At 66.1% G+C, this 12774-nt stretch carries 10 protein-coding genes; 1 reads left to right on the top strand and 9 read right to left on the bottom strand.

The window, feature by feature from the left end:
• Positions 1–16: 16 nt before the first annotated feature.
• The 9 genes from dcd to G7045_RS09775 all read right to left on the bottom strand — a co-directional run bounded on the left by dcd (position 17) and on the right by G7045_RS09775 (position 12161).
• The gene (dcd, locus tag G7045_RS09735; RefSeq protein WP_166159451.1) at positions 17–589 is read right to left on the bottom strand and encodes a dCTP deaminase; all 573 of its coding nucleotides are present in this window, start codon (positions 587–589) and stop codon (positions 17–19) included.
• A 164-nt stretch (positions 590–753) separates the two neighbouring features.
• The gene (locus G7045_RS09740; RefSeq protein ID WP_166159452.1) at positions 754–3159 is read right to left on the bottom strand and encodes a penicillin acylase family protein; all 2406 of its coding nucleotides are present in this window, start codon (positions 3157–3159) and stop codon (positions 754–756) included.
• A 145-nt stretch (positions 3160–3304) separates the two neighbouring features.
• Positions 3305–4465 carry a BMP family ABC transporter substrate-binding protein gene (locus G7045_RS09745; protein ID WP_166159453.1) on the bottom strand — a complete coding sequence of 387 codons (1161 nt, stop codon included), beginning with the start codon at positions 4463–4465 and terminating at the stop codon, positions 3305–3307.
• Between the two features lie 34 nt (positions 4466–4499).
• Positions 4500–5645 (bottom strand): BMP family ABC transporter substrate-binding protein, encoded by a 1146-nt coding sequence (locus G7045_RS09750; RefSeq protein WP_166159454.1) that lies wholly within the window; start codon positions 5643–5645, stop codon positions 4500–4502.
• A 25-nt stretch (positions 5646–5670) separates the two neighbouring features.
• Entirely contained in the window at positions 5671–6591 is a 921-nt protein-coding gene (locus G7045_RS09755) for an ABC transporter permease (protein ID WP_166159455.1), read from the bottom strand.
• On the bottom strand, positions 6591–7664 hold the full coding sequence (locus tag G7045_RS09760) for an ABC transporter permease (RefSeq protein ID WP_166159456.1): 1074 nt from the start codon (positions 7662–7664) through the stop codon (positions 6591–6593). Before G7045_RS09760 ends, G7045_RS09755 begins: the two co-directional genes overlap by 1 nt.
• Positions 7651–9261 (bottom strand): ABC transporter ATP-binding protein, encoded by a 1611-nt coding sequence (locus tag G7045_RS09765; protein WP_166159457.1) that lies wholly within the window; start codon positions 9259–9261, stop codon positions 7651–7653. Before G7045_RS09765 ends, G7045_RS09760 begins: the two co-directional genes overlap by 14 nt.
• 119 nt (positions 9262–9380) lie before the next feature.
• The gene (locus G7045_RS09770) at positions 9381–11387 is read right to left on the bottom strand and encodes a diguanylate cyclase domain-containing protein (RefSeq protein ID WP_240919203.1); all 2007 of its coding nucleotides are present in this window, start codon (positions 11385–11387) and stop codon (positions 9381–9383) included.
• 150 nt (positions 11388–11537) lie between these two features.
• Positions 11538–12161, bottom strand: a complete 624-nt coding sequence (locus G7045_RS09775) for a Crp/Fnr family transcriptional regulator (RefSeq protein ID WP_166159458.1) — start codon at positions 12159–12161, stop codon at positions 11538–11540.
• 134 nt (positions 12162–12295) lie between these two features.
• On the opposite strand from G7045_RS09775, the gene G7045_RS09780 reads away from it, so the two are divergent.
• Positions 12296–12772 carry a hypothetical protein gene (locus G7045_RS09780; protein ID WP_240919204.1) on the top strand — a complete coding sequence of 159 codons (477 nt, stop codon included), beginning with the start codon at positions 12296–12298 and terminating at the stop codon, positions 12770–12772.
• Positions 12773–12774: the final 2 nt, after the last annotated feature.

Here is a 12774-nt window from a genome sequence, read left to right on the forward strand (position 1 = left end):
AAGCAGAAAAGGCCGTTCAGGCCTTGGGCAAGGTGACGCCGACCTGGCCCTGGTACTTGCCGCCCCGGTCTTTGTACGAGACTTCGCACACGTCGTCGGGGTCGCTCTCAAAGAACAGCACCTGGGCGCAGCCCTCGCCGGCGTAGATGCGCGCCGGCAACGGCGTGGTGTTGGAAAATTCCAGCGTCACATAGCCCTCCCACTCGGGCTCGAAGGGCGTGACGTTGACGATGATGCCGCAGCGCGCGTAGGTGCTTTTGCCCAGGCAGACGGTGAGCACGTTGCGCGGGATGCGAAAGTATTCGACGGTGCGCGCCAGGGCAAAGCTGTTGGGCGGAATGATGCAGCTGTCGCCCTGGAAATCGACGAAGCTTTTTTCATCAAAATTCTTCGGATCGACCACCGTGCTGTGGATGTTGGTGAACACCTTGAATTCGGGCGCGCAGCGAATGTCGTAGCCGTAGCTGCTGGTGCCGTAGCTGATGATTTTCTTGCCCTCGGCCTGGCGCACCTGGCCGGGCTCGAAGGGCTCGATCATGCCGTGCTGCTCGGCCATGCGGCGGATCCATTTGTCGCTTTTGATGCTCATGCTGCAAGCTCCTTGCAATTACTATGATTTTGATAGCTGCTTGCGCTTGTTGGGCGAGCGCAAAAGCCGTATTTTGCCTTTGAAACCCCAGCAGCGGGCCCGCCGCGCGCGCAAAAAAATGCCCCGCCGGGCGGCGGGGCAGAGAGCAAGAGCAGGCGTGGTGCTTACTCCTTGATGCTCACGCTTTGGTAGTTCTTGTCGGCGCTGATCTCAGCTTCCGAGAACGGCAGGCGCAGCCACTGCTGGGCCGCGTAGGCCTGGGTGTAGTCGGCGTAGTGCGCCGAGGCCGGATCGTCCGACAGCGAGAAGGTCAGGAAGGTGTACGCCTCCACGCCGCCGCTGGGGAAGCTCACCACATGCATATAGGTGTTGCCGTGGGGCTGTCCGTCCATGCTGTAACCGCCTTTGTTCAGCGGGTTTTCCGAGCAGGCAATGGTGAAGTAGCCCAGCGGACCGCAACCACCGTAGAGGGCAATCTTCTTGCCCGCACGCTGTGAGAACAGCAGCTCACCACGCGGCGCATCAAAAGCAAAGCCCGATGCCTGCACCTTTTGCACCGCAGCCGACAGCGCCTGGCGCAGCTTGTCGGCGGCAGCTGGGTTGATGCCACGCGGGGTATTGAGCGGATCGGCCGCGCTGAACGGCACGCTGTACAGGTCGGCTTCCTTGATGGCAGTCGTGGCGTTGCCCCAGAACTCATCCCAGACATGCGAGCCGCGCGAATCGACGTTGCCCTTGTTGTCCCAGGCGGCCAGTGCGGCACAGGCGGCGCTCAGCTCTGTGCTCGGCCCCTGGCACAGCAGCGCCAGCACCTCGCCCTTGAAGCGTTCGGCGGCGTACATCCGGTTATTGAGCACCATCTGGCGCACGATGGCGCTGCTGGCCTTGTTGCCGCTGTAGCCGTCGGTGCCGGCCAGGCGTTCGAGCGCCATGGTGTGGCCCAGGCGGGTGCGCAGGGTTTGCGAGGCCGTGCCGGCGGCGCCAAAGATGGCGGGGTAGCCGGTCAGCGGCTGGTTCGGGTTCGCCAGCCAGTAGCTGTCGTTCATGTTGCCAACGTAGTCCGAGCGCAGCAAACCCGGCATACGGGCAACACCAATCGCCCCTTTTTGCACCGAATCGCTGTCCGTGCTCCATTCGCACGCACTGTTGGAGCCATCGAGAATCGGCACATTGGGCACAGCGCTGGCCATGAGCTTGCCAATGGGCGTAGTGCAGGCGGCGAGTTTGTCCGGCGGCACATTGGGCACGGCGCCAATGTCGGCATACCAGGCCTGGCTGTTGCCGCGCGCCACAGCCACGGTGTTGACCCAGGGAATGGCGGCCTCTTCCTTCTGGATTTTCATGAACTCGTCGAGCGAGCCCGCCATGTTCCAGCGCATCCAGTTGCGCAGGCTGCGGAAGTTCTGGCCGTTGATGTCGCGGATGGCAAAGGTGAAGTTGCCCAGCGCCGCATTCAGGCTCGACAGGTTGATGAGCGGGCCATATTCCGTCTTGTACAGGGTGCGCTGCACCGCGCTCGTGCCGCCGCCCGGCTGCAGCACCTGCACGCTGATGGTGCTGGCCGCCATCTTCTTGGCCTGGCCGTCCACCAGGTAGCTAGTCGGGTCGCTCGGCGCCAGGGTGAGTTGGAACAGGCCAAAGCGGCGCGCGGTCGAAACGGTGTGGCTCCAGGCAACGTTGTCGTTGAAGCCGATCTGGATCATGGGCAGACCCAGGAACGAGGCGCCGCTGACGTTGAGCTGGCCCGGAATTGTCAGGTGTGCCTGGTAGAAGCGGTCGCCCCCCTTCCAGTACCAGTGCGGGTTGCCGAACATCACCGGGCTACCCTCACCCGTCGCCGCCGGCGCAAAGCCGTACATATTGCTGCCCACGCCGGCGCTGCCGCCGACCTCCAGCGCCGGTGGTGTGAAGCTCTCGGGTGTGAGCGTGCCTTCGCTTTGCTGTGCGCGCCGATTCTGCACCGCTGCCGCCGGTGCACCGGTGGCGATCTGCGGCACAAAGTTGCTGTAGCCAGCAGCCAGGTTGGCGGCGTAGGCGCGGCGCAGCAGGTCACGCTCGGTAATCGGTTTGACCCAGGCCGCATCACGGCAGGCAGCATGGGCGCCAGCGCTGCCCTTCACATCACGCAAATAACGGTTGTAGCCGGCGACAAAACCGGACACCAGCTTGCGCATGTCCTCGCTTTGCGCTGCCGCCAGGCTATCGAGCATGTCGTCGGAGACAACATGACGGAAGAAAAAATCAGACTCCAGGTTAACTGGGCGGCCAATGGTGCTCTTATTCACCGCCAGGGCATCACCGCCCAGGTATTGCGAGCGCTCGCCTCGGTAGGTGAGAAAAGCATCGGCCATGGTGCAGAGGTTGTCCTGCGCCTGGGCATAGGCATAGCCGTAGCCCAGATTGCCCCAGTTGCTGGCCTTGATGTGCGGCACACCCATGGTGGTGCGGCGGATCTCCACCTGGTAGGTGCTGTCCTGGCCACTGTCGCCACCGCCACCACCGCAGGCGGTCAAAGTAGCCACGGCCAACACCGACAGCGGCCACAGGCCGCGTTGAAAAATGCGCTTCATTGTTGTCTCCAAATATCTGCCCTCTACCAATCCGGGGCAAGGCGCAGTTTAGAGGCGCATACCTTGTTTCAGCCACAACCACTGTCACATACTGGACACAAAAAAGGGCTGCCAGCGGCAGCCCTTGACACACAGCACGCAGCGCTTATTGGCCGCCAGGCACCTTGCCATCCACGCCCTTGACGTAGAAGTTGATGCTGGTGAGGAATTTGTCGTCGGCCACAGCATCCTTGTCGAGCACGGCCTTGCCGGCGTTGTCCACGATGGGGCCCTTCCAGATGACGAAGCTGCCATCCTTGAGCCCGGCCTTGACGGCATCGACCTTGGCGCGCACCTCGGCTGGCACGTCCTCCGCCAGCGACACCAGATCGACCGCGCCCTCCTTCACGCCCCACCAGGCCTGGCCGGTCTTCCAGGTGCCATCGAGCACGTCCTTGGTGGCCTTGGTGTAGTACGGCAGCCAGTTGATAACGGCAGAACCCAGGTGCGCCTTCGGGCCGTAGGCCGTCATATCGCTGTCCCAGCCAAAGGCGCGCTTGCCTTTTTCCTCAGCCGTCTTGAGCACAGCGGGCGAGTCGGTATTCTGGAACAGCACGTCGGCGCCACCGTTGATCAGGCTGGTGGCGGCCTCGGTTTCCTTGGGCGGGCTGAACCACTCGTTGACCCACACGACCTTGGTCTTGATCTTCGGATTCACGCTCTGTGCGCCCAGGGTGAAGCTGTTGATGTTGCGCAGCACCTCCGGAATCGGCACCGAGCCGACCACGCCCAGGGTGCCGGTCTTGCTCATGCTGCCAGCGACGATGCCTGCCAGGTACGCGCCTTCGTAGGTGCGGCTGTCAAACGTGCGCACGTTCTCGCGCGTCTTGTAGCCGGTGGCGTGCTCGAATTTCACATCTGGAAATTCCTCGCCCAGCTTCTGCATCACGTCCATGTAGCCAAAGGTGGCGCCGACGATCAGCTTGTTGCCCTGGCCGATCAGGTCGCGGAACACACGCTCGGCGTCCGCGCCCTCGGGCACGCTCTCGACGTAGGTGGTAGCGATCTTGTCGCCAAACTCGGCTTCGAGCTTCTTGCGCGCCTGGTCGTGGGCATACGTCCAGCCGCCATCGCCCACCGGGCCGATGTAGGCAAAGCCGATTTTGAGCGGCTCGGGCTTGGCTGCAGCCGCCGGAGCGGCTGCCGGGGCCGGGGCCGCAGCGGCGGGCGCCGCCTCTTCTTTCTTGCCGCAGCCCACGAGGGCAGCGGCGGCCAGCGCCGTCACGGCGGCGCATTGCAACAGGGAACGCTTGTGCAAATCGGTCATGGTGAGTCTTTACAACACAAATGAAAAGGAAACCTTACTTGGCGTCGGTGCCCGGCACCTTGCCGTCGATGCCGGCAACGTAGAAGTTGATGCTGCTCAGGAACGGCAAATCGCCCACCTGGCCGGCCGCCAGGCGCTCCTGGCCGGCGTTGTCCTTGACCGGGCCAGTCCAGACGGCAAAGCTGCCATCCTTGAGGCCGGCGCGGGCCTTGGCGACGCGATCTTTGATGTCTTGCGGCACATCGTCGGCAATTTTCAGCAGGTCGATCGCACCTTCTTTCACGCCCCACCAGTGGGCGCCGCCCTGCCATTGGCCGGCCAGGGTGTCCTGCACCACCTTGCTGTAGTAAGGCGTCCAGTCGATCACGGCCGAGCCCAGGTGCGCCTTGGGTGCAAAAGCACTCATGTCGCCATCCTTGCCGAAGGCGCGCACGCCGCGCTCCTCGGCGGTCTTGAGTACCGAAGGCGAATTGGTGTTCTGGTACATCACGTCCACGCCGCCATTGATGAGCGACGTAGCGGCCTCGGCCTCCTTGGGCGGGCTGAACCATTCGTTGACCCACACCACCTTGGCTTTGATCGCCGGATCGACGCTCTGCGCGCCCAGCACAAAACTGTTGATGTTGCGCACCACCTCAGGAATCGGCACCGAGGCGACGACGCCGATGGTCTTGGTCTTGCTCATGCCGCCGGCGACGATGCCCGCCAGGTAAGCGCCTTCAAACGTCTTGGTGTCGTAGGTGGCCACGTTAGGCGCCTGCTTGTAGCCGGTGGCGTGCTCAAACTTCACCTGCGGCAGCTCGGCCGCCGCCTTTTGCACGAATTCCTGGTAACCAAAGCTGGTGGCAAAAATGAGCTGCTTGCCCTGGCTGGTCATGTCGCGCAGCACGCGCTCGGCGTCGGCGCTCTCGGGCACGCTCTCGACGAACGAGGTTTCTATCTTGTCGCCAAACTTCTCCTGAATGGCCTTGCGCCCGAGGTCGTGCTGGTAGGTCCAGCCGCCATCGCCAATCGGGCTGACGTACACAAAGCCAATGTGCAGCTTGTCGGCGGGCGCTGCGGCTGCAGCCGGGGCGGCGGCAGCGCTCGCCGGCACCTCTTCTTTCTTGCTGCAGCCAGCCAAGGCGGCAAGGGCAAGGGCGGACAGGGCCGCCGTCTGGAGCAGGGTGCGTGGAATCATGGGATAAGCAAAGAACAAAGAAAAATCAATGGCCGGGATGGAAGGACTGACCCAGCGAGGCCGGCATGTTCGCACGAATCCAGGCCGGATTGCGCGATATCAAGACCAGCACCAGGATGGTCGCCAGGTACGGCAGCATGGACAACAGCTGGCTCGCCAGCTCCACCCCCGTGGCCTGCAGGTGAAACTGCAGCATGGTGACACCGCCAAACAAATACGCCCCGAGCAGCACACGCGCCGGGCGCCAGGTGGCAAAGGTGGTCAGGGCCAAGGCAATCCAGCCGCGCCCGGCGACCATGCCCTCGACCCACAGCGGCGTGTACACGGTGGAGACGTAAGCCCCGGCCAGGCCGCACAGCGCACCGCCAGCCACCACCGCCAGCAGGCGGATGCGCCGCACCGGATACCCCAGGGCGTGCGCCGCCTGCGGCGACTCGCCCACCGAGCGCAATACCAGCCCGGCGCGCGTGTAGTACAAAAACCAAACAATGGCCCCCGCCAACAGCACCGTGCCATAGACCAGCGGGTGCAGGCGAAACAGCGCCGGCCCCAGCACAGGAATATCGCCCAGCAGCGGCAGGGCAAAGCTGGGCGATGTCGGCAGCTTGGCCTGCACGTAGCCCAGCCCGGCAAAAGCAGAGAAACCCACGCCAAAGAGCGACAGCGCCAAGCCGGTGGCGTACTGGTTGGTGCCCAGCCAGATCACCAGCAGGCCCAGCAGCGCCGCCAGCAGTGCCCCGGCCGCCATACCGGCGAGCAGCCCCAAGGCAAAGCTGCCGGTGTGCACCACGGTGGCAAAGCCGGCAACGGCGGCGCACAGCATCATGCCCTCGGCGCCGAGGTTGACGATGCCGGCTTTTTCGTTGATCAACAGGCCCAGCGCTGCCAGCGCCAGCACCGTGCCGGCGCTGAGCGTGGCGCCCAGCAGCAATGCGTACGATTCCATCAATGCGCCTCCTTGTGCGCAGCCGCCCAGCGCAGGCGGTAGGCCACCAGGGTGTCGCAGGCCAGCAGCGTGAACAGCAGCAGCCCCTGGAACACGCCCGTCAGCGCCTTGGGCAGCCCCAGGCGCGATTGCGCCAGCTCACCGCCGATATAAAACATGCTCATCAAGAGCGCCGACAGCACCATGCCCACCGGGTGCAGGCGCCCGACGAAGGCAACGATGATGGCGGCAAAACCGTAGCCCGCCGGCACGTAGGGCGTGAGCTGGCCAATGGGCCCGGCCACCTCCAGCGCCCCGGCCAGACCGGCGGCGCCGCCCGAGATCAAGAGCGCCACCCAGAGCGCGCGGCGCGAGGAAAAACCGGCGTAGCGCGCCGCTGCCGGCGCCAGCCCCCCGACCTGCAGCGCAAAGCCGGCACGGGTGCGGAACAGGAACACCCACAGCGCCGCCGCTGCCGCCAGCGCCAGCGGCAGGCCGATGGTGACGCGCGAGCCGGCAAACAACTTGGGCATCTGCGTCACGCGCTCGAACATCTTGGTCTGCGGAAAGTTGTAGCCCATCGGGTCCTTCCAGGGCCCGTACACCAGGTAGCTCAGCAGCAGCGTGGCCACGTACACCAGCATCAGACTGACCAAAATTTCGTTGGCGTTGAAACGGTCGCGCAGCAGCGCCGTGATGCCCGCCCAGGCCATGCCGCCGAGCACCCCAGCGCACAAAATTGCCGGCACGATCCAGGGCCCGGTGCCCTTGTCTGCCAGCAGGGCGACGCCGCCGGCGGCAATGGCGCCGAGGACGAACTGGCCCTCGGCGCCAATGTTCCAGACGTTGGAGCGAAAGCACACCGCCAGCCCCAGGGCGATGAGCAGCAGCGGCGTCGCCTTGACGGCCAGCTCCCCCAGGGCGTAAGGGGTTTTGATGGGTTCCCAGAAAAACACCTGCAGGCCGCGCAGCGGGTCTTTGCCCAGGGCCATGAACAACGCCACACCAATGACCACCGTGATCGCCAGCGCCAGCACTGGCGCGCCGTAGGACCACAGGCGCGAGGGCGCGGGCCGCGCTTCAAGCTTGAACATCGGCCGCCTCCTGCGCTTGCAGGGCGCCCAGGTGCGCCTGCACGTCGGCGTGCCACAGGCCGCTCATCCATTCGCCAATGCGCTCGACGCTGGCGTCGGCACGGGGTACGGAGGGCGAGAGGTGGCCCTTGGCCAGCACATACAGGCGGTCACTCATTTCAAACAATTCGTCCAATTCTTCACTGAGCACCAGCACCGCGCAGCCCTGGTCGCGCAGGGCCAGGATGGCGCCACGGATTTGTGCTGCCGCGCCCACGTCCACGCCCCAGGTCGGCTGGCTGACGATGAGCAGTTTCGGGCCGGCGTCGATTTCGCGGCCCATGATGAATTTCTGCAAGTTGCCGCCCGAGAGCGACTGCGCCGGCGCATCCGGCCCACCGGCCTTGACGCCAAAGCGCTCGATGATGCTGCGCGCCTGCGCCCGCAGCGCGCCCAGGCGAATCCAGCCGCCGGCGCCAAGCGCATCCTCGCGCGTGAGCAGCAGGTTGTGCGCCAGCCCCAGGCTGGGCACAGCGCCGCGCCCGAGGCGCTCCTCGGGCACGAAGTGCAGCCCCAGCGCACGCCGCTGGCCCGCACCCAGGCGCCCGGCAGCAACCATGCCCTGGGGGCCGCGAATTTGGACCATGGCGGGCGCCGCACGCCGGTCCTCGCCCGAGAGGGCGTACAGCAGCTCTTTTTGCCCATTGCCCGAGACACCGGCAATGCCCACCACCTCGCCGGCGCAGACCTGCAGCTGCAAATCGACCAGATCGACGCCAAAGGCATCGCCGCGCGCCAGGCTCAGGCCCTGCACGCTGAGCACGGGCGCGCCCGCCTGCGCTGCACGCGGCACATGCACCGGCGGCTCGGCACCGATCATCAGGCGCGAGAGCGAGGCGTTGCTCTCCTGGCGCGGGTCGCACACGCCCGTCACCTGGCCCGCGCGCACCACGGTGCAGGCGCTGCACAGGGTGCGGATTTCGTGCAGCTTGTGGCTGATGTAGAGAATGGAGCAGCCCTCGCGCGCGAGCTGCTGCAGCACGACAAAGAGCTTTTCCACCGCCTGCGGCGTGAGCACCGAGGTCGGCTCGTCCAGAATCAAAAGGCGCGGGTTGGTCAGCAAGGCGCGAATGATCTCCACGCGCTGCATCTCGCCCACCGAGAGTGTGTGCACCGGGCGCAGGGGGTCGATGTCCAGGCCGTATTCGCTGGCCTTGTCGGCAATGCGGCGCGTGACCTCGGGCAGGCTGTGCGTGCGGTCGAGCCCGAGCCAGACGTTCTCGGCCACGGTCAGGGTGTCAAACAGGCTGAAATGCTGAAACACCATGGCGATGCCCAGCGAGCGCGCCTCCTGCGGGTTGCGAATGTGCACCACGCGGCCATCAATGCGCACCTGGCCTTCATCGGGCTTGACGGCGCCGTAGATGATTTTCATCAGCGTCGATTTACCGGCCCCGTTCTCGCCCAGCACGGCGTGAATCTCCCCGGCGCGCACGGCCAGGTCGATGCCGTCGTTGGCCACCACGGCGGGGTAGCGCTTGGTAATGCCCGTCAACTGCAAGCGCAGCGCCGCTGGGGCTACGGCAGCGCCAGCGGCAGGGTGGTCAGAAAAATGCATGGCGCGGATTGTCTCTCAAAATCGCCAATCCCCAGGATTAAAAAGGGTGCTAGGGCTTATTCCACGCGCGCTAGCAGCTATTGTTTTAATAGCTGCAGAGGCACGCCTCTCCATCCTGTTCAGCCCTGCACGACACCGTTGCGCCCCGCACGCTTGGCGCTGTAGCAGGCCATGTCGGCTGCGTGCAACAGTTCGGCCACACTGGCAAAGCCAGCGTCCAGGCGCACCAGGCCAATGCTGGCGCTCAGCGTAAAGCTGCGCCCCTGGTAGCGCGGCTCCCAAGCCTGCAGCGCAGCGCACAGCTCCTCGGCCAGGGCCAGGCCGCGTGCGACCGTGCAGCCGGGCAGCACCAGGGCAAATTCGTCGCCTCCCAGGCGCGCTGCCCAGCCCAGGGCGCGCACCTGGGTTTGCAAAAAATGGGCCACCTGGCGCAGCAGGTCGTTGCCGGCCTCGTGCCCGGCTTCGTCGTTGATGACGGCAAAGTGATCCAGGTCGAGAAACAGCAACACCCCGCCCTCATCCTGCGGCCCGGGCTGGGCCTGGTACTGCGTCTGGTACGGCGCCAGCAAGGGCTGCAGGCGCTGCTCCAGCAGCTGGCGGTTGGGCAGCTGCGTCAGCGCGTCGTGCCCGGCCTGCCAGTCCTGCTGGCGCTGCGCCTGGCGCTCGGCCGTCAGGTCTTCGAGCAGCCACAACGAGCCTGCGCCCTCGTGCAGCGCCCCCAGCACATAAGCCTGCACCCGCACCCAGACGGCGCCGCCATCGCGGCGCAGCAGGCACATCTCCCCATGAAAAGCGCCATGGGCACGAAACGCCTGCCCCACCTGGCGCGTGATGCGTTCGTAATCGGTCACTGCCGCGTGCAGCACGCCCACATGCAAGCCCTGCAGCGCTTCACGCCGCGCCCCCAGCATCTGGCAGGCTTGGCGGTTGAGCAGCGCCAGCCGCCCGGCCCGGGTGATGATGATGCCCAGCGGCGCATGTTCGAGCACCGCCTGGAACTGGCCTTGCTGCTGCACCAGTTCAGCGCGCAAAACCGCCCGCTGCTCCCCCAGCTGCTGCAGCACCTGGGCCAGCACCCGCACCTCACCGCGCGCCTGGGGCCAAGGTGTCAGGGGCTCGGCATCGGCCTGCAAAAGCTGCGGTGCCCGCTGGCGCAGCAGCGCCAGCGGCTGCGCCAGCCAAGTCAGCAGCAACACCAAACCCAGGGCCAGCAACAACAGCCAGGCGGCCACCTGCCCCAACCCATCGCCTTGCTGCCACGCCAGCGGCGCGGGGCTCACGCGCGCCACCCACCATTGCGGCAAAGGCATTCCCGCAAGGCTGACGAGCAGACCCGACGCGCGCCAATGCCGCACGCCCTCGGTCACGGCTTGTGCAGACGCCATCTGCGCGCCCAGGCCAGGTTCATCGCGCGCGTCACCCAGCAGGCGCGCCGGATCGGGGTGGGTCAACAAAATGCCTTCGCGGGTGAACACCAGCAAGCGGGCATCGGTTTGCTGCGCCAGCGGTGGCGGCAGCAGGGCCGACAGGCGCAGGCTGGCGCCGAACACGGCGAACAAGCTGCCGTCTTCGCGCCGCAGCGGCATGGTCAGCAACAGGCGGGGCTCACCGCCGCTGCTGCCAGCGAGCGGGCCGCTGAGCAGGGGTTTGCCGTCGGCCAGGGCCTGACGCAGGCCGTCGCGCTCCGCCGGCTCCAGGCTGCCTGCCGGCTGCGGGCGGCCATGGCGCAGGTACAGGCTGACATCACCGTGGCTGCGCGCCAGCAGCAAACTGTCGAACCAACGCGCCGCCGGCACACCCTGCTCAAGCCAATGCTGCAGCTGGGCTGGGGATTCGAGCAAGGCCGGCGTGATGCCGCTGGCAGCCAAAGTCAGCAGGCGCTGGTTTTGCTCGATCTTGCCCGCCAACAGGCGCGCGAGCATTTCCACCTCGGCATCTTGCTGCGCCGCTTGGCGCTGCTCCTGCCCTGGCCCGAGGGCACGCGCCATCAGCCAAGCCGCGCCGGCGCCACCGAGCAACAGCGCCAGCACCGCCACCACCATCAGCGCCGCCACCAGCGGGCCAGGAGCCCACCAAAAGCCGCTATCACCAGCGGCTGCGGCAGCGCGCAAAGAGGGGCGCTTCACAGCAGCCCCTCGCAAATGGCGCAAAAACAAAAGGGAGACAACATGGCGGCGCGGCAAGCCTGAACGACGATGCCGGCCAATATACGCAGCGCCCGCGCGCCAGCCATTGGGGCGCACCCCTGCCACAGGAGGCAGGAAAACCCTAGCGACTTAACCGCCGGCGACGAGCTGCAGCGCGCGCGGTTGGGGCAGATTCAGTACGTTGCCGGTGCCGGCGATCAAGCCATGCTCGCGCAGCTGGCGCAGCACGCGCGAGAAGGTTTCGGGCGCAATGCCCAGCTGCGCGGCGATCATGCGCTTGCGCTGGTGCAAGGTGACGCGCAGCGCACCACTGCCGTCGTTTTGCGCGTGGCGCAGCAGCCACTGGGCGCAACGCGCTTCGGCGTCTTGTGCCAGGCGGCTCACGGCCAGCTCGGTCTGCTGGCAGTAACCAGCGGCCATGTCGCGCAACAGGCTCTGCACCGAATCGGGCAATACGGCAAAACCGCGCAGAAAAGTCTCGCGCGGCACGCGGCGAAAGTGCACCACGCCGTCGGCCACCATGTCCACGGCACAGGGCAGATCGAGCAGCGCCGGCGCCGCATCGAGCCAGGCCGGGCCTTCGACCACACCCAACTGGTGGCGCAGTTGCTCACCCTCGCGCACCCCCAGCAGCACACGGCCGCTGTCGAGATGCAGCACGGTGCTCGGGCGCTCGTTGCGGGCACGCAGCAGCCCGCCAGGCGCCAGCACTTCAGCCTGGGCAGAGGGATCGAAAGTCGGAGTCAAAAACATAGACTGCACTGTGCCGGCCTCTGGGCGGCACGGTTTTGAGGCATATCAATAAAATCCCTGCGCCGCCATCAAGAATAAAAAAGCGTTAGGAACACCGCTTTCCGCCATCCCCCCGCACCTGCCCTGCTTGCGCCATGCCATCCACCCGCCAATTTTTTCCCGTCCCCATTCGCACCCTGTTGGTCAGCCTGGGCTGCGCCTTGGCGCTGAGCGCCTGCCAGAGTGTGCCGCCAGCAACGCCTGCTGCCAGCGCCAGCACCCCGGCCCCGGCCCCGGCAAGCAAAACTTACCGCCAGGCAGCGGCGCAGCACCTGTACCAACGCTACCCCCAGCGCATCTACCACGGGCCGCTGCCGCCCACGCTCTACGCCGTGGGCGTGCTGGCGCTGGACATCGACCGCCAAGGCCAGGTGCAGCAGCTGCAGTGGCTGCGGGCACCAGAGCACGCGCCCGAGGTCGTGGCCGAGATAGAAACCCTGGCACGCGCCGCCGCGCCCTACCCGGCAGCGCCCGCTGGCGCCCGCTATACCGAGGTCTGGCTTTGGGACAAATCCGGGCACTTTCAGCTCGACACCCTGACCGAAGGCCAGCTGCCGGCGTCAGCGCAGTAGGG

It is taken from the genome of Acidovorax sp. HDW3, from assembly GCF_011303755.1.
Classification (GTDB): domain Bacteria; phylum Pseudomonadota; class Gammaproteobacteria; order Burkholderiales; family Burkholderiaceae_C; genus Paenacidovorax.